The organism is Nonomuraea sp. NPDC059194 (assembly GCF_042754765.1).
Classification (GTDB): domain Bacteria; phylum Actinomycetota; class Actinomycetes; order Streptosporangiales; family Streptosporangiaceae; genus Nonomuraea.
In genome coordinates, this window is the sequence record NZ_JBHZBH010000062.1 from 1 (window position 1) to 24,822 (window position 24,822).

General features: G+C 69.6%; 20 protein-coding genes. 10 read left to right on the plus strand and 10 right to left on the minus strand.

Translation table 11 applies throughout. The features are described from left to right. Positions 1–64: 64 nt before the first annotated feature. The 4 genes from ACFXJ8_RS41075 to ACFXJ8_RS41090 form a co-directional block, all read right to left on the minus strand. Positions 65–2,479 (minus strand): DNRLRE domain-containing protein, encoded by a 2,415-nt coding sequence (locus ACFXJ8_RS41075; protein WP_379650527.1) that lies wholly within the window; start codon positions 2,477–2,479, stop codon positions 65–67. 649 nt (positions 2,480–3,128) lie between these two features. Then, positions 3,129–4,265, minus strand: a complete 1,137-nt coding sequence (locus tag ACFXJ8_RS41080; RefSeq protein ID WP_379650529.1) for a phenylacetate--CoA ligase family protein — start codon at positions 4,263–4,265, stop codon at positions 3,129–3,131. A 33-nt stretch (positions 4,266–4,298) separates the two neighbouring features. Next, positions 4,299–4,967: a response regulator gene (locus tag ACFXJ8_RS41085; RefSeq protein WP_379650531.1), complete on the minus strand. Its 669-nt coding sequence runs from the start codon at positions 4,965–4,967 to the stop codon at positions 4,299–4,301. After that, positions 4,964–6,196, minus strand: coding sequence for a sensor histidine kinase (locus tag ACFXJ8_RS41090; RefSeq protein ID WP_379650533.1), 1,233 nt, complete (start codon positions 6,194–6,196; stop codon positions 4,964–4,966). Before ACFXJ8_RS41090 ends, ACFXJ8_RS41085 begins: the two co-directional genes overlap by 4 nt. Before the next feature lie 167 nt (positions 6,197–6,363). Here ACFXJ8_RS41090 and lon point away from each other — a divergent pair, with 167 nt between their 5' ends. The 7 genes from lon to ACFXJ8_RS41125 all read left to right on the plus strand — a co-directional run bounded on the left by lon (position 6,364) and on the right by ACFXJ8_RS41125 (position 15,789). After that, positions 6,364–8,724 (plus strand): endopeptidase La, encoded by a 2,361-nt coding sequence (gene lon, locus ACFXJ8_RS41095; RefSeq protein WP_379650535.1) that lies wholly within the window; start codon positions 6,364–6,366, stop codon positions 8,722–8,724. Positions 8,725–8,825: 101 nt separating this feature from the next. Continuing rightward, positions 8,826–9,956, plus strand: a complete 1,131-nt coding sequence (locus ACFXJ8_RS41100) for a Fic family protein (RefSeq protein WP_379650537.1) — start codon at positions 8,826–8,828, stop codon at positions 9,954–9,956. A gap of 262 nt (positions 9,957–10,218) precedes the next feature. Then, entirely contained in the window at positions 10,219–11,169 is a 951-nt protein-coding gene (locus tag ACFXJ8_RS41105) for a methionine ABC transporter ATP-binding protein (RefSeq protein WP_379650539.1), read from the plus strand. Next, positions 11,166–11,822 carry a methionine ABC transporter permease gene (locus ACFXJ8_RS41110; RefSeq protein WP_379650540.1) on the plus strand — a complete coding sequence of 219 codons (657 nt, stop codon included), beginning with the start codon at positions 11,166–11,168 and terminating at the stop codon, positions 11,820–11,822. The genes ACFXJ8_RS41105 and ACFXJ8_RS41110 overlap by 4 nt, the downstream gene beginning before the upstream one ends. A 77-nt stretch (positions 11,823–11,899) precedes the next feature. Beyond that, the gene (locus tag ACFXJ8_RS41115) at positions 11,900–12,721 is read left to right on the plus strand and encodes a MetQ/NlpA family ABC transporter substrate-binding protein (protein WP_379650542.1); all 822 of its coding nucleotides are present in this window, start codon (positions 11,900–11,902) and stop codon (positions 12,719–12,721) included. Positions 12,722–12,830: 109 nt separating this feature from the next. After that, positions 12,831–14,357, plus strand: coding sequence for an acyl-CoA synthetase (locus ACFXJ8_RS41120; RefSeq protein ID WP_379650544.1), 1,527 nt, complete (start codon positions 12,831–12,833; stop codon positions 14,355–14,357). Positions 14,358–14,520: 163 nt separating this feature from the next. Then, positions 14,521–15,789 (plus strand): S1C family serine protease, encoded by a 1,269-nt coding sequence (locus tag ACFXJ8_RS41125; RefSeq protein ID WP_379650545.1) that lies wholly within the window; start codon positions 14,521–14,523, stop codon positions 15,787–15,789. 67 nt (positions 15,790–15,856) lie between these two features. Here ACFXJ8_RS41125 and ACFXJ8_RS41130 read toward each other — a convergent pair whose 3' ends face one another. The 5 genes from ACFXJ8_RS41130 to ACFXJ8_RS41150 all read right to left on the minus strand — a co-directional run bounded on the left by ACFXJ8_RS41130 (position 15,857) and on the right by ACFXJ8_RS41150 (position 20,844). Further along, positions 15,857–16,597: an ABC transporter permease gene (locus ACFXJ8_RS41130; protein ID WP_379650547.1), complete on the minus strand. Its 741-nt coding sequence runs from the start codon at positions 16,595–16,597 to the stop codon at positions 15,857–15,859. After that, on the minus strand, positions 16,590–17,471 hold the full coding sequence (locus tag ACFXJ8_RS41135) for an ABC transporter ATP-binding protein (protein WP_379650549.1): 882 nt from the start codon (positions 17,469–17,471) through the stop codon (positions 16,590–16,592). Before ACFXJ8_RS41135 ends, ACFXJ8_RS41130 begins: the two co-directional genes overlap by 8 nt. Further along, entirely contained in the window at positions 17,468–17,770 is a 303-nt protein-coding gene (locus ACFXJ8_RS41140; protein ID WP_379650551.1) for a transcriptional regulator, read from the minus strand. The genes ACFXJ8_RS41135 and ACFXJ8_RS41140 overlap by 4 nt, the downstream gene beginning before the upstream one ends. Continuing rightward, complete coding sequence (locus tag ACFXJ8_RS41145) at positions 17,767–18,381, minus strand: hypothetical protein (RefSeq protein WP_379650552.1); 615 nt, start codon at positions 18,379–18,381, stop codon at positions 17,767–17,769. Before ACFXJ8_RS41145 ends, ACFXJ8_RS41140 begins: the two co-directional genes overlap by 4 nt. A gap of 126 nt (positions 18,382–18,507) precedes the next feature. Beyond that, positions 18,508–20,844 carry an ExeM/NucH family extracellular endonuclease gene (locus ACFXJ8_RS41150; protein WP_379650554.1) on the minus strand — a complete coding sequence of 779 codons (2,337 nt, stop codon included), beginning with the start codon at positions 20,842–20,844 and terminating at the stop codon, positions 18,508–18,510. 124 nt (positions 20,845–20,968) lie between these two features. Here ACFXJ8_RS41150 and ACFXJ8_RS41155 point away from each other — a divergent pair, with 124 nt between their 5' ends. Together ACFXJ8_RS41155 and ACFXJ8_RS41160 are read left to right on the plus strand one after the other, a co-directional pair. After that, entirely contained in the window at positions 20,969–22,372 is a 1,404-nt protein-coding gene (locus ACFXJ8_RS41155) for a pentapeptide repeat-containing protein (RefSeq protein WP_379650556.1), read from the plus strand. Between the two features lie 59 nt (positions 22,373–22,431). Then, the gene (locus ACFXJ8_RS41160) at positions 22,432–23,100 is read left to right on the plus strand and encodes a permease prefix domain 1-containing protein (RefSeq protein WP_379650558.1); all 669 of its coding nucleotides are present in this window, start codon (positions 22,432–22,434) and stop codon (positions 23,098–23,100) included. 97 nt (positions 23,101–23,197) lie between these two features. Here ACFXJ8_RS41160 and ACFXJ8_RS41165 read toward each other — a convergent pair whose 3' ends face one another. Next, on the minus strand, positions 23,198–23,542 hold the full coding sequence (locus ACFXJ8_RS41165) for a helix-turn-helix transcriptional regulator (protein ID WP_379650560.1): 345 nt from the start codon (positions 23,540–23,542) through the stop codon (positions 23,198–23,200). Between the two features lie 89 nt (positions 23,543–23,631). On the opposite strand from ACFXJ8_RS41165, the gene ACFXJ8_RS41170 reads away from it, so the two are divergent. Beyond that, complete coding sequence (locus ACFXJ8_RS41170) at positions 23,632–24,822, plus strand: cytochrome ubiquinol oxidase subunit I (protein WP_379650562.1); 1,191 nt, start codon at positions 23,632–23,634, stop codon at positions 24,820–24,822.

The window sequence follows — 24,822 nt, forward strand, 5'->3', positions numbered from 1 at the left end:
GTACGGCTTGCGCTCACTCACCCGGCTATCCCAGCATATCCACGCCCACCAGCCAGGCATAACGCTACAGATTCACTCGATCACACTGTGACATCAGGGGCTTCAGCTCGCAAACCGCCCTCTCAGTCGTCAGGTCACCGACTTCGACCTGCTTGCTTTGTGCTACGGCTGACTTGGAGGCCGCCATTCGCGCCTGGGAGGGCGCATTGGAGACCCCGTTTCCACTCTTTCCGGGGATCCATGTTGCGGTGTCGTTGAGCGTCGCGTCGTGGCCGTTGCCGGAGGAATCGGCTGCCGTGCGACCGCTCCCCTCGTCGAACGTCCAGCGGCCCGCAGCCTGCCTCAGGGTGGTGAAGGACCAGGTGTAAGGAGCGATCTCGTTTTCCGACGAGTCGATCGCCTTCGAGACCACGGCCTCGTACCTGGTTCCCGCCTTCAGCGCTTGTGCCGGCGTGAAGGTCGCGATCGTACTGGTGGCGTCATACGTCACCGTCCCTGTCGTCTCGGCGCCACCGGCATCCTTGAGGACTACTTCGGCGCCTTGGACCGGCTCGTGGAAGGTGATCTTCAGCCTCGCGTCGAGGGGAACTTCGACGGCACCGTTGGCAGGCTCGACGGCGATCACCTGCGGCACGCGAGTGTCTTCGCCGTCGCCCTCGACACCGCCTTCGCTAATGTCGAGCTGGTCCGTCCCGATCTCGTAGGGCTGCCCCTCGCGCTGTCCCGAGATCCGGCCGGCGAACTCGGTGCCGATCGAGATCTGCTCGCCGTCCTGCGGCAGGTACACCGATCTCGCTAGAGCGTCTTCATACGACGGATGGCTCGTGATCGGTTGGGACGAGGTGAAGAAGAAGTCCTTGACGACCGGAGGAGGCTGCGGTAGCTCGAAGTCCACGGTGAGGATGGGCGGGTGGAGCTGTCCCTTGCAGGCTTCGAGCGGGGTGCTCCTGCAGCCGCCTGCTTCGTCGGTCCGGTAGCGGCGCCAGTTGGTGGTGTCCGATTCATTGCCGGCGGTGAGTTGGACGCCGTAGTTGGGGGCGCCGTCCGACCATGCCTGGACGATCTCGTCGATCGTGTAGATCAGGTCCCATTCTTTGCCTGCCCAGCTTGCGGCTCCGCTGGTGCAGTTGGGGCTGTAGGCGGCATATTCGGTGATCTGACCGGTTGAGGTGACCGACGGCTGGCTGTTCCAGTGCAGCCTCGCCTCGTCCCAGGCCGACGTGATCCGCCGGGTGGTGACGCCGGAGCCGACGTAGGTCCCGCAGTCGTTGGACAGGTGGTTCCACAGGATCAGGTCGGCGTTCTGTACCTTGAGGCCGCGGAACTCGGCGGGCATGTCGGGGAACTTGATGTAGCTGCGCCAGCGGACGGTGCCGCTGTTGGACTTGCCGACCAGGATCCGGTCCAGGTTGAAGTTGTACCAGCTGTCCTGGTAGTCCTTGTCGTTGACGAAGGTGTCCCAGCCCTGCTTCGGCAGAGGGCCATCGCCGGTATGGGTCTCCCACCAGTCGGCTGCCACGGCCGCCATGGTCACGGGATAGGTAACCGCAGGATCGGCCAGGAACGCGGCATCGGGAGAGAACACCAGCGTCTTGCCGTCGCCATCGAGACTGACAGCGGCCTTACCGACCTTGCCCGCATCGATCGAGCCGTAGGCGTCGGCGGCCGTGGCGTCCTGCAGAAGCGTTGGCCGTACCTCGGTCAGCGTCTTGCCGTCCTTGCCCACGATGATGGGCTGGCCTTGAGTGTTCTTGCTGAAGGAGAGTCCGGCGGGCAGTGCCACCGGCATTTTGAAGGTGACCGGGCCGGTAGGCCGTTCGGTGATGATGACCTGCTGCCGGAAGCCGGTCGCGGTCGCGGTCACCAGGAGGTCGCGGCCCTTGCCGTAGGCGGCTGGGTATCGCGCTGTGTTGCCCTTCAGCGTGGGCTTGGGCAGCGTCGACGGTGTGGTGATCTTCGCTGTGTCTTGGGCGCCTGCTATTGCTTGACTCTTGAGCAGAGTCTTGTCCTGCCCCGCAGACAGTGTGAGGCTGCCGTTGATCGCCTTAGGCTTGATCGCGCCGGCCTCTTCGACAAGGGTGGTGTCGATCGGGGTGAAGCCCTTGCCGTCGGCGTTCTTGACCCGGACTGGCTGGCTGTGCAACTCCATCCGGAGCGTCTTGCCGTCGGGGTTGGCGTAGAGGGTGACCGCCTCGGTTTTGCGGTCGGGGATCTCCACCCGCTTGCCGGTCTTGACGGCTTCCTTCTTTGCCGTCTCGATGGCGTTGTCGCCAATTGGCGGGTTGGAAACCTGTGCGGTTTCCTTGCCGGTTGGCGTTGTCGATGGTTCCGGCGTGGGTTCTTCTGCCCAGGAAGGGCCAGCGGACAGGCTCGCCGCCAGAGTAGTCGCGACCGCGACGGCTAAGAACCGCAGCGTGCGGCCCCGGCGTCGTCGCGACGTAGAGGGTATGGCGCCGCCGTACCCTGTGAGGTGGTTCACCCAGGTGCTCCTGTAGACACGCAGGCGACCCGCCACACAACGTGACGAGTCGCCCATTTCTGACATTCCGTCAGGAAAGTTAGCAGTAAAGTTCGTGTAAAAAAAGATCTACCTCAGTCGCCGGTGATCTTCAGGTTCCCAGCCCAGAACCCCACTGCTCGTAGATGTCTCCGCAGGAGTATGTGATCGATGAGCTCGCTTGGCCTTGTCGGCCGGACACGTTGCAGATCTCCTTGTGCGCCGCCTATCTGCTGAGCTTGCTAGGGGCGATGTTGGACAGGTGATCGGATTACAGGTGGACGGTCGACGGGTCCGGTCGGGCGAGATGATCACGTCGGGCTGAGATCCGCCGAAGCATGCCCCAACGATTGCTGACCGTGACGCGCATCAGTCCTCTGGGTTGCGCGCCACGATGAACTTCGGTCTCGGGTCGTTTGTGGCGGTGGTCATGCGCGTGGGCGCGCTGGCCGCGACCGGCCGAAGAGCCGCAGCGCGGCCAGCTGGCGCCCAGACGCGCGGCAGACCGCCGCAGGCGGGCTGCCCTTGACCCTGTAGAGATAGTTGTCGCCGTTCAAGATCGTGAACCATGGGCTGAGCACTTGTCGCGAGAGTCGTCTGGCTTGTCGATTGGTGTTTGTCCAGGCCGCGACTAGAGACCTGCTCCTGCCATGTGGTCCTGGCGATCCTCGACCCGATTGGCGATCTTGAAAGAATGGTTGCCTGAACTGATGTTCTCCGGGTAGACGTTCGCGCCGTAGAAGGAGACGGTGAAGTGGCTGCGCCCGAAGACGTAGACGAACGGCCGCCGCGGTCCGGGGGCCGACGGTTCGAAGCCGCGCTCGGCGAGGAATCCCAGCATCCTGTCGTACGGCACCAGCCCGCCCTCGTCGGCGATGTGGTAGCGGACGAGCGGGATCCCGTTGTCGCCGGAGAAGAGCAGCGTGCCCTCGTGCTCCTCGAAGAAGCGGACCTCCGGGTCGTACTGCACGAGCGTCGGCAGCCGCGACTCGCCGAACAGCTCGCGCGCGGTGTCGGGGCGGGCGGCCAGGAAGCGGCGGATCTCGATCGACAGCGGTGTCTCGTTGCCGAGGACTCCGGCGTCGGCCGTGCCGTACAGGGAGGCGGTGTCGCGGATCGGATCGGTCAGGCCCGCTCGCTCCGCCACCAGCGACCGCCACTCCTCGCTGAAGACCTCGCCCGCGGTGACGAGTTTGATCCCGTACTCGTGCCAGGGCAGGCCGCCGGTGTCGATGACGTCCTTGAGGAAGGGCGGGTAGCCGAGCAGCACGACCTGGTCGAAGTGCGGGGCCAGCGCGGGGATCACCCTGGTGATCTCGCGCTTGTCGGCGCCCGGCGCGACGGTCGTGATCGGGTAGCCGCGCTCGGACAGGTGACGCAGGCAGGCGAGGGTGAACAGGCCGCCGACCCACGTGCCGAGCGCGAAGCACACGACGGCGAGCGTGCGCCTGCCGGGCGCGTCGAAGGCGTCACTGAAGACCTCCTCGAACCTGGCGGCGACGACCCGCTCGTCCTCGGCGGACCTGGGCCAGAAGGATGGGACGCCGGTGGATCCCGAGGAGACGGCGATCATGTCGCCTATCGTCGCGTCGCGGCACAGGTCGGGCAGGGGATAGCGGCGGGTGTAGGTGTCCTTGGTGGTCATCGGCAACCGCGCGAAGTCCCGCAAGGTCGTGACCCGGGCCGGGTCGATCCCGCGCTCGGCCAGGAACGCGCGGTAGGCGGGCACCGTCGCCGCCGTCCGCTGGAAGAGCTCCACCGGGTCCATCAGCCGATCGTACGGCCCAGCCTCGCCCTTGCCTCACTCACCGGGGCGGACCAGCCCCGTCTCGTAGGCGTAGACGATCGCCTGGGCCCTGTCGCGCAGGTCGAGCTTGGTCAGCACCCTGCCCACGTGTGTCTTCACGGTCTGCTCGGCGACCACGAGCCGATCGGCGATCTCCTGGTTGGACAGGCCCTGCGCGATCAGGGTCAGCACCTCGGTCTCGCGTTCGGTCAGCTCGGCCAGCCGCTTCACCGACGGCGCGCGCGGCCCGCCCAGCCTGGCGAACTCGTGGATCAGCCGCTTGGTGACGGCCGGCGCGATCAGCGCCTCACCGGCCGCGACCACGCGCACCGCCTCGGCCAGTTGCGCGGCGGAGGCGTCCTTCAGCAGGAATCCGCTGGCTCCGGCCCGCAGCGCCTCGTAGACGTAGTCGTCGAGGTCGAAGGTGGTCAGGATGAGCACCTTGGTCTCATTGGCGGCGGCCTCGCCGGCGGCCATGAGCCGCCGCGTGGCCTCCAGGCCGTCCATCACCGGCATCCTGACGTCCATGAGCACGACGTCGGGCTTCAGCTCGGCCGCCCGCTCGATCGCCTCCTTGCCGTCGGCCGCCTCGCCCACCACCTCGATGTCGGGCTGGCTGCCGAGGAACACCGTGAAGCCCGTACGGACCATGCCCTGGTCGTCGGCGATCAGCACCCGGATCACGGCGAACGCTCCAGCGGCAGCGTGGCCTTCACCTCGAACCCGCCCTCCTCCGTGGGACCCGCCTCCAGAGATCCGCCCAGCAGGGTGGCCCGCTCGCGCATGCCCATCAGCCCATGGCCGGCGCCCGGCGTCGCGCCCGGGCCGCGCCCCGGTCCGTTGGCGACGCGGACGCGCAGGTCGCCCGCCCAGACGAGCTCGACAGCCACGGCCGAACCTGGCGCGTGCCGCATGGCGTTGCTGAGCGATTCTTGCACGATCCTGTAGGCCGACACGGCCATGGCCGTGGGCACCTCCTCCAGCTCACCCGAGCGTCTGACCAGCACGGTGAGGCCCGCGGACCTGGCGTTGCCGACCAGTTCGTCCAGCCGGTCGAGCGCGGGCGCCGGCGTGGTGTCGGCCCGGCCCTCCTGGTCGCGCAGCACGCCGAGGACCTGCCGCAGCTCCTTGATCGCTTCGAGCGACAGCCCCCGGATCTGCGCCAGGCCCTCCTCCAGGCGCGCGGCGTCGCCCCTGGCCGCCATGGGTACGGCCTCGGCCTGGATCGCGATGACCGACAGGTGGTGGGCGACCACGTCGTGCAGTTCCCTGGCGATCCGCGCCCGCTCGGCCATGACGAACCGCTGACCCACCGCCGCGTCCCTGCTCGCGGTGGCGCGGCGCCGTACCCGCACGTTGTAGCCGAACAGCACGATCACGGTGACGGCGACGGAGGACAGCGCCGTCGAGTTCGGGTCGACGATCCAGACGGTCAGCACCGAGGTCAGCCACACCACGGCTGTGATGCGCCTGTCGCACCTGGCGGCGACGGAGTACAGCACCAGCAGGTACATCACGACGGCCGGTTCGAGGTAGGGCGGCTGCATGTCGGTGACCTGCTGGACGACGTGCAGCGACGGCGGTAGGAGCACCAGCGCCAGCCGCCACGCCGCCAGCGGCCAGCGGTCGCGCAGGGCCACCGGCAGCGAGAAGGCGACGGCGGCCAGGTAGACCAGCCAGAGGGGCTGCCTGCCTTCGCCGTTCATCTCGAGCAGCTCGCTGAGACTCGTGCCGAACAGCACCCAGGCCAGGACGAGGTCGGCGACCTGCACCACGTCGTAGTGGTCGAAGGGCAGCAGGCGGCGCAGCGGGCCTGGCATCGGGCGGCGCAGGCGGGTCGAGCGGTGCGGCGGCGGGTCGGCCGCGCCGCGGAAGAACGCGAGCCAGAACGGCTGGAGGACGGCCGAGATCACCGCAGCAGCATAGGGACCCGCCGACCTGCGCACATCACCCCTGGGGCTGACCCTCTCAGGTATCACTTACACGATTACGATCGCCGTGAGCGAACATCGGCAAGGAAGGGAACAACGCAGGGCTCCAATACATTGAGTGGGTATAACTCAACCCCATTGGAGTTCAGATGAGTGAGAGCTTGATCCTCCCGGTCCTGCCGCTCGACGACGAGGTGGTCCTGCCGGGCATGGTGGTCCCTCTGGACCTGTCCGACTCGGAGGTCCGGGCTGCGATCGACGCGGCTCAGGCTTCTGGTCTCAACAAGCCGCGCGTGCTGCTCGTTCCCAGGATCGATGGCCGCTACGGCGCGGTCGGTGTGCAGGCGGTTGTCGAGCAGGTCGGCAGGCTCCCCGGAGGCGAGCCCGCCGCGGTCGTGCGCGGCGTCAACAGGGCCCGCGTCGGCAAGGGCACGACCGGCCCGGGCGCGGCCCTGTGGGTGGAGGTCCACACCGTCGACCCCGTGCAGGTCGGGGAGCGGGCGCAGGAGCTGGCCAAGGAGTACAAGGCGCTGGCGACCACGATCCTGCAGAAGCGTGGCGCGTGGCAGGTCGTCGACCAGGTCAACCAGATCGACGACCCCTCGGTCCTGGCCGACAGCTCCGGCTACACCCCGTGGCTGAGCACCGCGCAGAAGGTCGAGCTGCTGGAGGCCCCCGACCCGGCCGACCGGCTGGCCAAGCTGGTGGAGTGGTCGCGCGAGCACCTGGCCGAGCTCGACGTCGCCGAGACGATCCGCAAGGACGTCCAGGAGGGCATGGAGAAGCAGCAGCGCGAGTTCCTGCTCCGCCAGCAGCTCGCCGCCGTCCGCAAGGAGCTGAAGGAGCTCAACGGCGACACCGCCGAGACCGAGGAGGAGGACTATCGCGCCCGCGTCGAGGCGGCCGACCTCCCCGAGAAGGTGCGCGAGGCCGCGCTCAAGGAGGTCGACAAGCTGGAGCGGACCTCCGACCAGTCTCCCGAGACCGGCTGGATCCGCACCTGGCTCGACACCGTCCTCGACATCCCGTGGAACGAGACGAGCGACGACAACTACGACATCGACGGCGCCCGTGTGGTGCTCGACGCCGACCACACCGGTCTCGAGGACGTCAAGGACCGCATCATCGAGTACCTGGCCGTGCGCAAGCGGCGCCAGGACAAGGGCCTCGGCGTGGTGGGCGGCCGGCGCAGCGGCGCCGTACTGGCCCTCGCCGGTCCTCCCGGAGTCGGCAAGACGTCGCTCGGCGAGTCCGTGGCCCGCGCCATGGGCAGGAAGTTCGTCCGCGTCGCCCTCGGCGGCGTCCGCGACGAGGCCGAGATCCGCGGCCACCGGCGCACCTACGTCGGCGCGCTGCCCGGCCGCATCGTCCGCGCCATCCGCGAGGCGGGCTCGATGAACCCCGTCGTCCTGCTCGACGAGATCGACAAGGTCGGCGCCGACTACCGCGGCGACCCGACGGCCGCCCTGCTCGAGGTGCTCGACCCGGCGCAGAACCACACCTTCCGCGACCACTACCTGGAGGTCGAGCTCGACCTGTCGGACGTGCTGTTCCTCGCGACGGCCAACGTCCTGGAGGCCATCCCCGGGCCGCTGCTCGACCGCATGGAGGTCGTCACGCTCGACGGCTACACCGAGGACGAGAAGGTGGCCATCGCCCGCGACCACCTGCTGCCCAAGCAGCTGGAGCTGGCAGGGCTGAGCGCCGAGGAGGTCACGGTGGAGGAGGCGGCGCTGCGCAGGCTGGCCGCCGAGTACACCCGCGAGGCCGGCGTGCGCTCCCTCGAACGCTCGATCGCCAGGATCCTGCGCAAGGTCACGGCCAAGGACGAGCTGCCCACCACGGTGGGCGAGGACGGCCTGGTCGAGTACCTGGGCAGGCCGCGCTTCGTGCCCGAGGCGTCGCTGCCCGAGTCCAAGCAGCGCACCTCGGTGCCCGGCGTGGCCACCGGCCTGGCGGTCACCGGCGCGGGCGGCGACGTCCTCTACGTCGAGGCGTCGCTGGCCGACCCGGAGACCGGCGACACGGGGCTGACCCTCACCGGCCAGCTGGGCGACGTGATGAAGGAGTCGGCGCGGATCGCGCTGTCCTACCTGCGCTCGCACGGCGCGGAGCTGGAGCTGCCGGTCACCGCGCTGAAGGACCGCTCGGTGCACGTGCACTTCCCCGCGGGCGCCGTCCCCAAGGACGGGCCCTCGGCGGGCGTCACGCTCACCACGGCGCTGGCCTCGCTGCTGTCGGGACGGCTGGTCCGCAACGACGTGGCGATGACCGGTGAGATCTCCCTCACCGGGCGGGTGCTGCCCATCGGCGGCGTCAAGCAGAAGCTGCTGGCGGCGCACAGAGCGGGCATCACCACCGTCCTCATCCCCGCCCGCAACGAGCCCGACCTGGACGACCTGCCCAAGGAGGTCCGCGACGAGCTGACCATCCACGCCGTCGGCGACGTGCGTGAGGTGCTCGAGATCGCGCTCACCCCGGCCAAGGTGGCACAGACCACCGCGGCCTGACCTCCCTCCCTCGCGAAGCCGCCCCGTCTGTCTGTCTGTACGGCGGGGCGGCTTCGCCGTTTCACCTGAGCGGAAGATCCGCGAGTGGTGTCATGGAGCCCATGCTCTATGGACTTCCCGCGCTGCAGGCGAAGGACGAGGCCGTTCTCACCGAGATCGAGGACATGCGCCGAGATCTGCGACATCGTCTCGCCGACAGGCACCGATGGGACGGGCAACTGCGCAGGCATCTACGGGCCCGCGCCATCCGGGGATCCAACGCGATCGAGGGGTATCTCGCCGACGTCGAGGACGTCGAGTCCATCATGGCGGGGGAGGAGCCGCTGGAGACGCCGGTCTCGGTGGCTCGCGAGATCGCCGGATACCAGCAGGCGCTCACCTACATCCAGCAGTTGTCCAAGGCGCCGGGGTTCCGCTTCGACGCCGGCGTGCTCCACGGGCTCAACTTCATGATGATCGGCCACCACCGCGACAAGACCCCTGGCCTCGTCCGGCCGGGAGGCATCTACGTACGCAACTCGGACACAGGCGAAGTGGTCTACGAGGGGCCTGACGCCGAGGAGGTCAGTGGTCTCCTGGACGAACTCGTGGAATGGCTCAACCACGGGGACCTGGATGCGCCCAGTTACGTCAGGGCCGCCATGGCGCACCTCAACCTCGTCAAGATCCACCCGTGGCGGGATGGGAACGGCCGCATGTCGCGGGCGCTCCAGACGCTCGTGCTCGGCCGCGACCAGATCACCACTCCCGAGTTCTGCTCCATCGAGGAGTGGCTCGGCAAGCAGAGAAGCACGGTCGAGTACTACGACGTGCTGGGCGAGGTGGGGCGAAGGCGATGGAGCCCGCACGGCGACACGCTGCCCTGGGTGTTCTGCCTCCGGGCACACCATCTGCAGGCACAGGAGGTGAAAAGGCGGCTGTCCGAGGCGGGGGAGATCTGGACGCTGCTGGAGGAGCAGGTCGACGCGGACGGGCTCAACACCAGGTGCGTCTCCGCCCTCTACGAGGTGTTCGTGAACCGGCGGCTGCGCCGCAGCCGCTACCAGGCCGACGAGACGCTCAGCCAGGGGCAGGCCGCCCGTGACCTGCGGGATCTGGCCGCGAAGGGCTGGCTCAAGCCGTACGGTGCGACAAAGGGCCGCTTCTACGCGCCAGGCGCGCGCATGGCGCGCATCAAGGCGGACTTCGCCGAGCGGACGACCCCCCTCAAGGATCCCTACAAGGCGGGGTGAGCCACTTCACATCGGGGTCCGGGAATAGGCCGTCATAAGGTCATCGTTAGCCACAGCGTGAACGAGATGCGAATGCGCATGTGTATGGGCTGTCAGGCCCGCTAGAGCGCACCCTTCCGCCCCCTCGTTCAAAGGTATGCCCCGATGATTCGACCCAGCTTCGTGCTGCGCCGCCTGAGTCACCTGCCCTTCCACCCGGGCACTCGCTGACGCGTCCCCCAACGCTGACCGTCCGTTACCGAATCCGTTGTGGGGAAATTTCGTGATCCAGGCTGTCGGCCTGCGCAAGTCGTACGGTGACACCGTCGCACTGGACGGTGTCGACCTGCACGTGCGCCAGGGCGAGATCTTCGGAGTGCTCGGCCAGAGTGGCGCGGGCAAGAGCACGCTGCTGCGCTGCGTCAACCTCCTCGAACGCCCCGACCGCGGCACCGTCGCGGTCGCCGGGCAGGAGCTGACCACGCTGGGCGAGCGCGACCTGCGCGCCGCCAGGCAGCACATCGGCATGATCCACCAGCACTTCGCGCTGCTGTCCTCACGCACGGTCGCGGGCAACGTGGCCTTCCCCCTGGAGGTCATGGGCGTGGGCAGGGCCGAGCGGTCGGCCAGGGTCGCCGAGTTGCTCGAGCTCGTCGGCATCGCCGACAAGGCCGACGCCCGTCCAGGACAGCTGTCCGGCGGGCAGAAGCAGCGCGTGGGCATCGCCAGGGCGCTGGCGGGCAACCCGAAGGTGCTGCTGGCCGACGAGGCCACCTCGGCGCTCGACCCCGGCACGACCTCCTCCATCCTCGCCCTGCTCAAGCGGCTCAACGCCGAGCTCGGGCTGACGATCCTGCTGATCACGCACGAGATGAACGTCGTCAAGAGCATCTGCGACTCGGTGGCGATCATGTCGGGCGGCGCGATCCTGGAGTCGGGGCCGATCAGGCAGCTGCTGACCACCCCCGGTTCCCGGCTGGCGGCCGAGCTGTTCCCGCTGCCCGCGCCCGAGCCGGGCAACGTCACGATCACGTTCACCGGAGCGGCGGACGAGCCGGTCATCTCGACCGTCGTGCGCAAGTTCGACGTGGACGTCAGCATCCTCGGCGGCGCGCTCGAGGAGGTCGCGGGCGGCTCGGTCGGCCGCCTGCGGGTGTCGCTGGCCGGCGTCGAGACCTCGGCCGCCCTCGCCTACCTGCGCGAGCGCGGCCTGATCGTGGAGGTGGCCGCGTGAGCTGGGAAGAGATGGTCCCGCTGCTCGGGCAGGCGACGTGGGAGACGGTCCAGATGGTGTTCTGGTCCACGCTGTTCACCGTCGTGTTCGGGCTGCCGCTCGGCGTCGCCCTGGTCGGCACCTCGCGTGACGGCCTGTTCCCCTCGCGGGTGGCCAACCAGCTGCTCAGCCTGATCGTCAACATCGGCCGGTCGCTGCCGTTCATCATCCTGATGATCGCGGTGATCCCCTTCACCCGGCTGCTGGTCGGCACCACCATCGGTCTGTACGCGGCGGTCGTGCCGCTGACGATCGGCGCCGTGCCGTTCTTCGCCCGCCTGGTGGAGATCGCGCTGCGCGGGGTCAGCGTCGACGTCGTCCAGGCGGCGCACGCCATGGGCGTCAGCCGTACGTCGATCGTCACCAAGGTGCTGCTGCCCGAGGCCAGGGCGGCGCTGGTGGCGGGGATCACGGTCACCGTCATCACGCTGGTGTCCTACTCCGCGATGGCGGGCGTCATCGGCGCGGGCGGCCTGGGCGACCTGGCCATCCGGTACGGCTACCAGCGGTTCGAGACGCCGCTCATGATCGCGACCTGTGTGGTCATCATCATCCTCGTCCAGCTCGCCCAGACCCTCGGCGACGCGTTCGCCAACCGCCTGGCCAAGCGCTAGAGACCCTTCGTTCTTTTCGGGCCTCGCCGCAAGCGGGCCCCGCTTCGCTTTCTCATATCCAGACAAGGAGCACAGCCGTGCGCAAGTTGTTCGGTATCGCGACCGCCGCCGTCCTGGCCCTGACGCTCGCCGCCTGCGGTTCGTCCGCCGCGGGCTCGTCGGCGTCGGGCGCGCCGAGTGACACCATCAAGGTCGGCGCCACTCCCACACCGCACGCCGAGGTCCTCAAGTACATCGCGGACAACCTGGCGGCCAAGGAGGGCCTGAAGCTGGAGATCGTCGAGTTCAGCGACTACGTGCCGCTGAACCCGCAGCTCCAGGAGGGCCAGCTGGACGCCAACTACTTCCAGCACCAGCCCTACCTCGGCGAGTACAACAAGGAGAAGGGCGCCAAGCTCACCTGGGTGGCCAACGTCCACCTGGAGCCGCTCGGCCTCTACTCCAGCAAGGTGAAGGACATCGCCACGCTGGCGACCGGCGCCACCGTCGCCGTGCCCAACGACGCCACCAACCTCGGCCGCTCGCTGAAGCTGCTGGCCGACAACGGCGTCATCACGCTGAAGGAGGGCGTCAGCACCGCCGCCACCGAGCGTGACGTCACCGCCAACCCGAAGAACATCACCTTCAAGGCGCTCGACGCCGCCCAGCTGCCCCGCTCGCTCGCCGACGTGGACGCCGCGGTCATCAACGGCAACTACGCCCTGGAGATCAAGCTCAGCCCGGCCACCGACGCGCTCATCGCGGAGAAGGCGGAGGGCAACCCGTACGCCAACGGGCTGGTCGTCCAGGAGGGCAAGCAGAGCGACCCGCGGGTCCAGAAGCTGGCCAAGCTGCTGCAGAGCCCCGAGGTCAAGAAGTACATCGAGGACACCTACAAGGGCGCGGTCATCCCGGCCTGAACGCGCCAACCCTGACCGGCGGTCCCCGTCGAAGCGGCCGTGATCCCGAAAACGGGATCACGGCCGCGCCGTCTTCCGGCGGGAGGGCGAACCGAATACTGTTCTGGTCATGTATCCGGGAGCCATCGCAGCAGTCACCCCCGACAAGCCCGCTGTGATCATGGCGGGCTCCGGGCAGGTCGTCACCTACCGCCAGCTCGAGGAGGAGTCGAACAGGCTCGCCCACCTCTTCCGCTCGGCCGGGCTCAAACCGGGCGACCACATCGCGTTCATGCTCGAGAACCATCCGCTCTTCCTGGTCATCGCCTGGGCGGCGCACCGCTCGGGGCTGTACTACACCGCGATCAGCTCCCGCCTGCAGAGCGAGGAGCTGTCCTACATCGTCGGCAACTGCGAGGCCAGGGTCTTCATCTCCTCGGCCGGGCTCGCCGACGTGGCCACCTCGATCGACGCGCCGGGCGTGGAGCTCAGGCTCATGGTCGACGGCGTCGCCGAAGGCTTCGACTCCTACGAGGAGGCCGTCGCGAAGCAGCCGCCGACGCCCATCGCCGACGAGTGCCAGGGCTCCGACATGCTCTACTCCTCCGGCACCACCGGCAGGCCCAAGGGCGTCAAGCCGACACTGTCGCAGGCGCCCCTCGACACCCCCGGACCGCTGCTCCAGCTCATCCAGTTCCTGTTCGCACCCTCGGCCGACAGCGTCTACCTGTCGCCCGCGCCGCTCTACCACGCCGCGCCGCTGCGCTACTGCATGCAGTTCCAGCGGATCGGGGCGACGGTCGTGGTGATGGAGCGCTTCGCGCCCGCCGAGTACCTCGCGCTGGTCGAACGGCACGCGGTCACCCACTCCCAGCTCGTGCCGACGATGTTCATCAAGATGCTCAAGCTCCCCGACGAGGTCAGGGCCAGGCACGACCTGTCCTCGCTGCGGTGCGCGATCCACGCCGCCGCGCCGTGCCCGATCCCCGTCAAGGAGCGGATGCTCGACTGGTGGGGGCCGATCATCCACGAGTACTACGCGGGCACCGAGGGCAACGGCTTCCTCTACGCGGGCCCGGCCGACTGGCTCGCCCACAAGGGCACGGTCGGCCGTCCGCTGCTCGGCGTCGTGCACGTCTGCGACGAGGCGGGCGACGAGCTGCCGCCCCGCGAGCAGGGCACTGTCTACTTCTCCGACGGCCCGCGCTTCGAGTACCACGGCGACCCCGACAAGACCCGCTCCGCGCAGGACCCCCAGGGCAGGGGCTGGACCACGCTCGGCGACATCGGCTACCTCGACGAGGACGGCTTCCTCTACCTGACCGACCGCCGCTCCTACATGATCATCTCGGGCGGGGTGAACATCTACCCGCAGGAGTCGGAGAACGTGCTGTCCGTCCACCCCAAGGTCGCCGACGTGGCCGTGTTCGGCATCCCGGACGAGGAGATGGGCGAGCAGGTCAAGGCCGTCGTCCAGCCCGCCGACCCGGCCGAGGCGGGCCCGGCCCTGGAGGCCGAGCTGATCGAGTACTGCAGGGCGCGGCTGGCCCACTACAAGTGCCCGAAGTCGATCGACTTCCGCGACGAACTGCCCCGCCACCCGACCGGCAAGCTCTACAAGCGGCTCCTGCGGGAGGAATACCTTAATGTTCAATGAGAACCGGACCAGGCACCCCCACCCCGACCTGGGGTGATAAGGCTCGCGTCAGGGGGCTCCGCGGCGCCCGATCGGCGGCTTAGCCAGCGTTTACAGCCCTGTTGACACCCTTGGAGTACGGCACGCCACGGTGGCGCGCGACAGCGGCTTCTTGGGGATGGACATGAACGCGAACGAGCCTCGCGAGCACGACGAGGGCACTGTGGGTGGGGGCTGGACCCAGTTCGGTTCCAAGCCTCCGGTCGCCGGCGGGTTCCAGCATGCCGCGCCGACGCCGTCGGACGACACGACGATCATGGCGGCGCCTGCCGTACCGAAGTCGCAGTCCAGGTTCAGCACCGGCCAGAAGGCCATCGCCGGGCTCGCGCTCGCCGCCACGGCGTTGATCGGCGGCGTGGCGGGGGCCGCGGCCGTGACCGTCATCGGCGGCGGGACCACGACCGTGGCCGCCGCGCCCAGCCCGACCTTCAAGCAGGCGTCGAACCCGCTGACGGTGGCCGACGTCGCCCAGAACGTGCAGCCGTCGGTCGTCATGATCCAGGGCAGCACGGGTGAGGGCTCGGGCGTGGTGCTGTCGGAGGACGGGCTGATCCTCACCAACAACCACGTGGTGGAAGGCGCGAGCCAGGGCGGCTCGATGACGGTGAAGTTCAGCGACGGCAAGACAGCCAAGGCATCGGTCGTCGGCACCGACCCGACGACCGACCTGGCCGTCATCAGGGCGGAGGGCGTCTCGGGGCTGACCAAGGCCGCGCTCGGCGACAGCGACGCGCTCAGGGTCGGCGACGCGGTGCTGGCCATCGGCAGCCCGCTGGGCCTGGACGGCTCGGTCACCGCGGGCATCGTCAGCGCGCTGGACCGCACGCTCACGGTCGGCAACGAGGACCAGAACCGGCAGCAAGTGCCGCCCGGCTGGGGCAACCTCCGCGAGCAGTCGCAGCCGTCCAGCACCACGATCGGCGGCGCGATCCAGACCGACGCCGCCATCAACCCCGGCAACAGCGGTGGCGCCCTCGTCAACGCGGCGGGCGAGGTGATCGGCATCAACACGGCCATCGCGACGGGCGGCGGCACCGGCAACATCGGCGTCGGCTTCGCCATCCCGATCAACACCGCCAAGCAGGTGGCCCAGCAGCTCATCGACAACGGCAAGGTGAGCCACGCCTACCTCGGCGTCAGCGTCACCGACGCCTCGGGTGACGTGCCGGGCGCTCTGGTACGGCAGGTGCAGGAGGGAAGCCCCGCGGCCAAGGCGGGCCTGAAGAACGGCGATTTGATCACCAAGATCGGCGACACGGCGGTTGACGGGGGAGATACCGTGGTGGGACAGGTCAGAGGTTTCAAAGTCGGCCAGCAGGTCAAGATCACATACATGAGGGACGGCAAGACCCAGGAGGTCACCGTGACCCTCGCGGAGAAGACCGGCGAGTAGAACCCCCCTCGTTGAACGGAGGTGCCGTCGAGATCGCTGCGGACTCGGCGGCACCTCCCCCCTGTCTCTAGCGGAACCTGCGGCCCTCGTCGCGGCGGTAGGCCCACACCGCGGCCGCGGCCGCGACGACCGTCCAGACCGCCAGCATGACCAGCGGTAGCGCCCGCGGCGTGAAGTCCGTGGTCGCGGCCCACACCAGCTCCATCGCGCCTCTGCTCGGCACGAACGGCGCGATCGCCCCGATGAAGGCGGGCGGGTCCAGCGGATTGGTGAACATTCCGCCGCCGATCGCGATCGGGAAGAACAGCACCTGGGATACCGCGATGGCCGCCTTCGCCGGCAGCGAGTAGCCGACGAACAGGCCCAGCATCATGAACGGCAGCGCGCCCACGACCAGCGCGCCCAGACCGAGCACCAGCCCCAGCGGGGTGATCGTGGCCTCGGTCAGGAACGCGGCGACCAGCACCACGGGCACGACCGCGATCAGCATGATCGCCAGCGCGGTCAGCATCCGCCCGGCGAAGCGGGGGAAGGGGCCCGCGGGCAGCGTGCGCAGGTACGGGTCCCACGGCTTCTCGCGGTCGTCGGCCACACCGATGCCGAGCCCCATGAGCCCGCTCGACATCACCGCGAACAGCGTCATCGACCCCGTGGCGACCGTCGCCGTCACGGGGTCGCCGCCGGCGAACGGAACGACGAAGGCCAGCATCGAGACGGTGGGGAAGAAGACGCTGGCCACGATCGAGATCGGGACCCTCAGCTGCTCGAGGAACTGGTAGCGGGTGTGCGTCAGGATCAGGTTAGACACCGGCGGTCTCCTTCGAGGTGATGGCGAGAAAAGCGTCCTCGAGCGTGGCCGGGCTGATCTCCAGCCCCGAGAAGGCGACACCGCTGGCGACCAGGGCCAGCACCAGCCGGTCGGAGTCGGAGGTGAGCAGCTCGTGCCGGTCGTCCACCCGCTCCGCGCTGACCACGCCGGGCAGGTCGGGCAGCGTGGCGGCCGTCAGCGACACCCTGCGCACGCCGACCATGCCACGCACGGCCTGCATGGTGTCGTCGGCCAGCACTCTGCCCTTGGCGATCACCACGACCCGCTCGGCCAGCGCCTCGACCTCCTCCAGGTAGTGGCTGGTCAGCACCACGGTGCCGCCGTCGGCGTGGAAGGCCCTGATCCCCTCCCACAGCGCCCTGCGCGCCTCCACGTCGAGACCGGTGGTGGGCTCGTCGAGGAAGACGATGCGCGGGTTGCCGGCGAAGGCCAGCGCCACCGCGAGGCGGCGCTTCTGGCCGCCCGACAGGCCGCCGACCTGCCGCCGGATGAGGTCGTCAAGGCCGAACCTGGCCAGCAGCTCCTGCTTGCCCGCCCGCTTGGGGAAGTGGGAGGAGACGAAGTCGACGATCTCGCCGACCCGCAGCGCCTCGGGCAGCCCCGTCTCCTGCGGCGTCACGCCCATGGCCTGCCGTACCCGAGGGTCGGAGGGGGCGCCGCCGAGCAGCTCGACCACGCCCTTGGTCGGCCTGCGCAGGCCGACGAAGAGGTTGACGAGCGTGGACTTGCCCGCGCCGTTGGGGCCGAGCAGGCCGACGAGCTGCCCCGCGGGGATCTCCAGTGACACGTCGTCGAGGGCGACCACCTCGCCGTAACGCCTGGTGACCTCGACGGCTTTCGCTAACACGGTCATGCTTCTCCTCCAAGAAGGGCGCGGATCGCGACGGTGTATTCCTCGAAGGCCAGCCGTCCGCGCCTGGTCAGCGCGACGAAGGTGACGGGGGTGCGGCCCTTGTGCGTCTTGGTGATCTCGACGTAGCCCGCGTCCTCGAGCTTGGTCAGATGCACCGACAGGTTGCCCGCCGTCATGGCGAGCAGATCCTTCAGCCCGGGGAAGGCGATCTGGTCGCCTTCCGGCAGGGTGTTGAGCGTGGCCACCACCCGCAGCCTGGCCTGCGCGTGGATGACGGGGTCGAGGTCGGGGAGCGTCACCGGCGCCGCCTGAGCACGATCCCCGTGACGAAGAAACCGCCGCCGACCAGCAGCGAGATCATCAGGGCGTGCCAGCCGGGGCCCAGGGTGGTGCCCGCGGCGTTGACGACGGCGGTCCAGACGCCGAGGAAGAACATCGGCCACTCGCGCCAGACGGCGCCGCCCGCCATGTAGAGGACGGCGACGACCAGCAGCGAGACCGAGGCGTAGAGCAGGCCGACCTGATCCCGGGGGAGCAACGGGGTGAAGTGGCCGACGATCAGGCCCATCGACAGCATGCCGACGAACCACGCGTAGCCGTACATCATCCCGCGCTGGGCGGACTCGCCGCGGATCTGCACGCCGGCGGTGCGGGTGGTCTGGAACATGAACGCCCCGGCCAGCAACTGCGAGCCCATCAGTACGGCCAGCGCCAGCTGCCACGAGATCGGGGCGACCGGGCGGCCGTCGAGGCCGTAGTGCAGGAAGAAGGCGCCGAAGCCGATCAACCAGGCCAGACCCCAGGGGGCGTAGATGAACAGGGGGTCCGGCTGCAGCCTGCGCTGCGCGGTGGCGGCCTGCTCCTCGATGAGCCGCATCATCTCGGCGGGGCTCAGGTCCTCGTCGTCCACGTCAGTCCAAACTAGTCGACATCATCAACTAGTTTGCATCATAAACCTGATTGCGAGACAAACGGAAGAGCGGCCCCTCCCGCATCGGGAGGGGCCGCTCTGGTGGAGGACCGCGGGGCTAGTCGATCAGCCCCTGCCTCCGGGCAGGGACAGGCCGATGAGCAGCGGGTCGTGGTCGGAGGAGCGGAACGCGTCGGGCCGGTAGAGGCCCGGCGGGTTGAACTCGGTGTTGTAGTCGAGGATGCGCGGCTCGTCGGAGTTGACGTGCCAGATCGTCGCCCCCGTCACCCGCCTGAGCAGCTGCTTGCCGGCCAGCGCGTGGTCGAGCTCACCGGCCAGCCCGTTGAACAGGTAGCTGTAGCGGAACGGCGCGGGCACGAACCGCTTGGTCACGCTCGCCAGGCCGCCGGCCTCCAGCGTGTCGATCGGGTCCTCCTCGCCGTAGGCGTTGAGGTCGCCGAGCACCAGCGGGTTGGGCAGGTCGAGCGAGGAGATCAGCCCGAGCACGGTCTCGGCCTGCTTGACCCTGAGCGGGTTCCAGCAGCCCTGCCCGTCGCCCTGGTCGGTCTCCGGGCCGCTGGGCGGGCACGAGCCCTTCGACTTGAAGTGGTTGACGATCATGGTGAACGGCTGGCCGCCGCCCGTGCGCCTGAAGGTCTGGATCAGCGGCGGCCTGCTGAAGACCGGGTCCTGGGAGGACAGCGCCGCCCCGACGGGCGCCACGCGGGCCGGCTTGTAGATCATCGCCACGTGGATCAGGTCCGTCCCGGGGAACGGGTGCGCGAGCGCGGCGTAGGTGCCCGCGCCCACCTTGGCGTTCAGCGCGTCGACCAGGGCCTGCAGAGCGGTCTGGCCGTTGTTCTCGACCTCCATGAGCCCGACCACGTCCGCGTCGAGGCCCGCCAGCGTCGCCACCAGCTTGTCGAGCTGGCGCTTCTGCTCCTCGGCGGTCGTCGCGCCGCGCGAGCCCAGCGTGGTGAACCAGTTGAGCGTATTGAGGCTGGCCACCTTGACGTTGCCGCCGACGGGCAGCGGCCTGGGCAGGCGCGGGTTGGTGCGCAGGAAGCTGATCGGCTTGGTGGGCTGGAGCCGGTAGGAGCCGAACCCGTAGCCGAGCACGCCGGTCACGCCGAAGGCGGTGTCACCGGTGCGCACCACACGCGGGCTGGTGTGGGGGATCGTGGCCGGGTTCTCTTTGGAGGAGCCGTCGTCGATGAGCAGCGTACGGCGGGCGTCCAGCGCCGCGTCCACGCCCGGCCGGTCGGTCGGCTGGTAGAGGCGTCCCTCGGAGGAGACGGTGACCTCGCCGAAGCGGCCGAGGTTGTAGTGCTCGCTGACAGTCAGCGGCTCGCGGAAGGTGACCAGCATGTTCTCCACCGGCTCGAACGTGGTCCCGTCGGCCCTGGGCAGCCGGTAGTTCTGCGCCGGGATCGTTCCGGTGCCGCACACGTCGATCGCGGTGACGGGTGACAGTTCGGTCCAGCCGTTGAACTCGGTCACCTTGCCGGTGACGAGCACCCTGTCGCCGACCTTGACGTCCTTGCCGGTGTCGCGGGCGAACGCGAACAGGCCCTCGGAGGTCTTCGGGTCGGCGTCGGGCGTGGCGTCCTGCAGGAAGAAGCCGCTCAGCTCGGTGCTCTTCTGGAAGTCGCCGGTCACGACGCCCTCCACCCTGACGGTCTGCCCGGCCAGGGGACTGGCGTCGCCCGCGCCCTGGACGGCGGCGATCTCGTGGGTCGCGGCCGTGTCGCAGGGCTCACCCGTGGGGGAGGGCGTGGGGGTGGGGGTGGGCGTCGGTTCCTGACCGCCGTCGCACGGGGCCGCCGCCGTCGCGGTGTTGCGCGGGGCGGGCGCGCCGGAGGCCAGGTCGGCGGCGTTGTCGTCGGTGTCGGTGCAGCCGTGCGTCCCGCGCAGCGCGGCCGTGGTGTTCGACAGGCCGGGCGCGGGGCCGGTGCCCTCGAAGAAGTTCGCGGTGCCGAAGCCGACCAGGTCGGCGATCTGGGCGCTCTGCTCGGCCGTACACGAGGTGGGGGCGCCGTTGCAGGCCAGGCCCGTGGCCGAGCGGACCAGCGCGACCTTGCCCGCGCTCGCGCTGACCGCGATGGAGGCGGTGGCGTCGGGGGTCGGCAGGGCGGGACCGGGGTTGCTGCCGGGAGCGAGCTGCACCAGGTAGTACTGGCCCGGCGCCAGCGTGCCCGACAGCGGGGCGACGTTGGCGGCGAAGTGGCCCGACCCGGTGGCGCTGGCGTACTGCACCGACCAGCCGTCGATGGCCACGGGCGTGGTGCCGCGGTTGAACAGCTCCACGAAGTCGTTGGCCAGCGGCGCTCCTGAGTTGCCGCCTCCGCCGTAGACCTGGCTGATGACGACGGGACCTGGCGCCGCGGAGGCTGGGGCGATCGAGAGGGTCGCCACGCCCGCGGCGGCGACACCGAGGGCGACAAAGGCGGATAAGGCTCGCATGACCCGCACTTTAGATGGAGATAACCCAACATTCCGCCACCAAACGATGAAATCATCGAGGCTTGACAGACGGCGGTCGTCCTCCTGTCGTCTCATGACCTAGCAACGCGGGTATGACCACGTCATGGACTGGGTCACGTGTTCACACTCCCCGTCGTGCACGGGAGTCGCGCGCCAGCCGTACGGCAGCTGCCTGTCCCACCTTTCTCCCGAGCAGCTGACCGACGCCCTCGCAGCCATCCGCCCAGGGCGGCTGCTCGACCTCCGCGGCACCACGATCGACAGCGACCTGCTGGCCAGGGTGCTGGCCGCGGCCGAGGGAAGGCCGGGCAGGGCTCGCATGGACCTGGCGCGCTTCACCGGCGAGGCGCGCTTCACCGAGGTGAGCTTCCAGGGCGACGTCTCGCTCGACGGCGCCCGATTCGACCGGCTCGCCTCCTTCTTCGGTGCGGCCTTCGCCGGGAACGTGTCGTTCAACGGCGCGAGGTTCGCCCGCCAGTTGTCCTTCCACGGGGCGCGGGTACGCGGCCACGCCGGGTTCGACAAGGCGGTGGTGGCCGGCGACGCCCTGTTCGGCCAGGCGGCCTTCGCCCGCGGTCTGTCGGCCGAGCGCGCCAGGTTCGACGGGTTCGCCGCCTTCGACGGGGCCCAGTTCGGCGAGCTCGCCACCTTCAGGGGCGCCAGGTTCGGCCGCACACTGTCGTTCAGGAAGGTGCGGGGCAGGGCGGGCTTCGAGTCCGTCCATTTCGCCTCGGGGGCCTACCTGTCGGCGACCGAGCGGCTGGCGGTGACCGGAGCGCGCGTCGACGGCGCGCTCGACCTGGCCGTCGAGGACTGCTCGGTCGACCTGCGCAGGATCGAGGTCAGGGGCACCACCGCGGTCAGGCTGTCGCGCGCCCACGCCGACCTGGAGTCGGCCGTCCTGCGCGGACGGGCGACGGTGAGCGGGCGGGGCTTCTGCACGATCAGCTCGCTGCGCGGAGCCGACGCACCCGACCTGTCGCTGTTCAAGCTTGACCTGTCGTCCTGCCGCTTCGCCGGGCTCGCCCACCCCTCGGGGCTGCGGCTGACCGGCTGCACCTTCGCTTTCACACCGCGCGGGGTGCGCTTCAGCCTGCGCTGGCCACCGCTGCGGTGGTTCTCCAGGCGCAGGGCGCTGGCCGACGAGCACGGCTGGCGCGGCTGGACCCGCGGCCCCGACGACCCCGACGGCCCCGACGGCCCCTCGTCACCCGACGGCATCGCCGCGCTCTACGACGCGTTACGCCACGCGCCCGACGACGACGGCACCGCCGCCGACTTCGCCTTCGGCGCGATGGAGATGCGCCGGGCCGCCACGCGCCGCTGGTGGCTGTCGCTGTACTGGCTGCTGTGCGGGTACGGCCTGCGCACCGGCAGGGCGGTGGCGTGGGGCGTGCTGCTGGTCGCGCTCACGGCGGGCGCGGTGCTGTGGGCAGGCGCCTCCCACGCGGGGAGGAGGGCCACCACCCCGCGGCCCGCCGTACCGGGGCCCGCCGCGCACCGGTGAGCCGGAATCAGGGGTTTCCCGGATGTCTACCCTGGGCGGCCCTTCGTACAATGGAGATCATGCTCATCGACGACTACGTGGCAGGGCTGCACCGGGCGCTCGACGGCCCCAGCGGAGCCAAGCGCGACCTCGTCGTCGAGGCTCGCGACAGCCTGGCCGACACCGCCGAGGCCTACGAGGAGGGCGGGCTGGCCAGGGCTGAGGCCGAGCGGCTGGCGGTGGCGGAGTTCGGCGAGGTGGCCGAGATCGCCCCCGGCTACCAGCGGGAGCTGACCGCGACGGCCGGGCGCAGGCTCGCCGCGCTGCTGTTCGTGAGCGTGCCGCTGACCACGCTGCTGTGGAGCCTGGTCTGGGCGTTCTTTCCGGTGAACGCCGCCGACTGGGCGCAGCGGCCCGACTGGTTCCTGCTGGTGGCCCGCCTGCTCGACCTCTTCCAACTGGCGACCGGCGTGCTCGGTGGCCTGACGCTGCTGGCGCTGACCTGGGGCGCCCGCTGGGTGCGCAGGCCCGAGCGGCTGACCAGGGTGCTGGCGCTGTGGGTGTGGGCGATGCTGCCGGTCACGCTGCTGTTCAGCCTGGCCCTGCAGTACGGCTCGCACGGCCCCACCGGGTTCTCCGGCTACCTGCCCGGCGTGCTGCTGTCGCTGACCACGCCGCTGCTCAACGGCCTGCAGCTGTACGGCGCGGCCCGCTGCCTGCGCATCTCCCGCCGCCCGCTGCCCGCCTGACGACCGGCTTCGGCGCTGCCCGTCTGACCCTCGGATCGATCACGCCGCCCGCCTGACGCGCGGCTCCGGCGCGCGCTGCCCGCGTGTCAGGCGCGCGTCACCCGGTGGCTTCCGCTCGTCTGACGGCCGGATCGAGCACGCTGCCGATCACGCCGGTGAACTCCCGCCACGCCGACCGCTCGCCCGCGAGCTGCTTGGCGCCCGAGGAGGTCAGCCGGTAGGTGCGCCGCTTGCGCCCGCCGACCGTCGCCCACTCGCTGGCCAGGTAGCCGACGCGTTCGAGCCGGCGCAGCGCGGGATAGACCGTGCCCGTCGGGACGGCCAGCGCCCCGCCGCTGCGTTCGGTCAGCGCCTCGATGATGGCGTAGCCGTGCAGCGGCTCGTGTTCCAGCACGGCGAGGAGCAGGGCGTCCATGTGCCCGCGAAGCGCGTCGGGATTCACATCGCCCATCCTAGGTCCGCGTTCGTCATGTAGACAGTCTACATGTAGGCTCTCTATATGTAGGCAGACACAACGACGGAGCTGATGCCATGGACGTCCTCGATCTGGCCAGACTGCAGTTCGCGCTGACCGGCAGCATCCACTTCCTCTTCGTGGTGCTCACGCTGGGCCTGGCCCCCCTGGTGGCGATCATGCACACCCGCTGGGTGCGCTCGGGCAACCCCCTGCACGAGCACCTGACCCGCTTCTGGGGTCAGATCTATGTGATCAACTACGCCCTCGGCATCGTCACGGGCCTGGTGATGGAGTTCCAGTTCGGGCTGAGCTGGGGCGGGCTGTCGCACTACGCGGGCGATGTCTTCGGAGCGCCGCTGGCCATGGAGACGCTGATCGCCTTCTTCCTCGAGTCGACGTTCCTCGGCCTGTGGATCTTCGGCTGGCACCGGCTGCGCAAGGGCCTGCACCTGGCCTGCATCTGGATCGTCACCCTCACCGCCTACGGCAGCGCCTTCTACATCATGGTCGCCAACTCCTTCCTGCAGAACCCGGTCGGCTCCGTGGTCGACGGCGACCACCTGCGGCTGACCGACTTCGGCGCGCTGCTGACGAACAAGATGCTGGTCCTGTCCTTCCCGCACGTCATCGGGGCGGGGCTGACGGCGGGCGGCTTCGTGGTGATGGGCGCCAGCGCCTACCAGCTGTTCCGCCGCACCGCCCACGTGGAGTTCTTCACCAGGTCGCTGCGCACGGGCGTGGTGGTCTCGGCGATCGGCGTCCTGCTGGCCGTCGGCACCGGATACGCGCAGTTCGGCGTGATCCAGGAGGGCAAATTCGACGGCGGCAACGTCGGCGCGGCGGTCGGGCTCGGCTTCATGACCCTGATCGGCGAGCTGCTGCAGCTCGTCGTGCCGTTCCTGGCGCTGCCCGTCATCTACTGGCTGCCCCGCTGGCGGTGGACCCACCCCATCCTGATGATCATGACGCCGCTGCCGTTCCTCGCGGCCGTCTTCGGCTGGATGGCCAGGGAGATCGGCCGCCAGCCGTGGATGATCTGGGAGCGGCTGACCGTCGCCGACGCCATGTCGCCTGGGCTGACCTCGGGCATGGTCACCGCCTCGCTGATCGGCTTCACCGCCGTGCTCGGCCTGCTCGCCGTTGTCGACTACGTCCTCATCGCCCGCGTCGTCCGGCGCGGCCCCGGCGACCTCGCCCTCGGCGCCTGGCCGCACACCACCGCCGCCGCGCCCGCCCGGAGGTCCGACATGGAACTGGAGGTCTGA

Bases quoted from the DNA above. Each gene is read 5' to 3' on its own strand.
- ACFXJ8_RS41080 (WP_379650529.1), bottom strand. From the start codon at position 4,265: ATGGACCCGGTGGAGCTCTTCCAGCGGACGGCGGCGACGGTGCCCGCC.
- lon (WP_379650535.1), top strand. From the start codon at position 6,364: ATGAGTGAGAGCTTGATCCTCCCGGTCCTGCCGCTCGACGACGAGGTG.
- ACFXJ8_RS41100 (WP_379650537.1), top strand. From the start codon at position 8,826: ATGCTCTATGGACTTCCCGCGCTGCAGGCGAAGGACGAGGCCGTTCTC.
- ACFXJ8_RS41120 (WP_379650544.1), top strand. From the start codon at position 12,831: ATGTATCCGGGAGCCATCGCAGCAGTCACCCCCGACAAGCCCGCTGTG.
- ACFXJ8_RS41125 (WP_379650545.1), top strand. From the start codon at position 14,521: ATGAACGCGAACGAGCCTCGCGAGCACGACGAGGGCACTGTGGGTGGG.
- ACFXJ8_RS41135 (WP_379650549.1), bottom strand. From the start codon at position 17,471: ATGACCGTGTTAGCGAAAGCCGTCGAGGTCACCAGGCGTTACGGCGAG.
- ACFXJ8_RS41150 (WP_379650554.1), bottom strand. From the start codon at position 20,844: ATGCGAGCCTTATCCGCCTTTGTCGCCCTCGGTGTCGCCGCCGCGGGC.
- ACFXJ8_RS41155 (WP_379650556.1), top strand. From the start codon at position 20,969: ATGGACTGGGTCACGTGTTCACACTCCCCGTCGTGCACGGGAGTCGCG.
- ACFXJ8_RS41160 (WP_379650558.1), top strand. From the start codon at position 22,432: ATGCTCATCGACGACTACGTGGCAGGGCTGCACCGGGCGCTCGACGGC.
- ACFXJ8_RS41170 (WP_379650562.1), top strand. From the start codon at position 23,632: ATGGACGTCCTCGATCTGGCCAGACTGCAGTTCGCGCTGACCGGCAGC.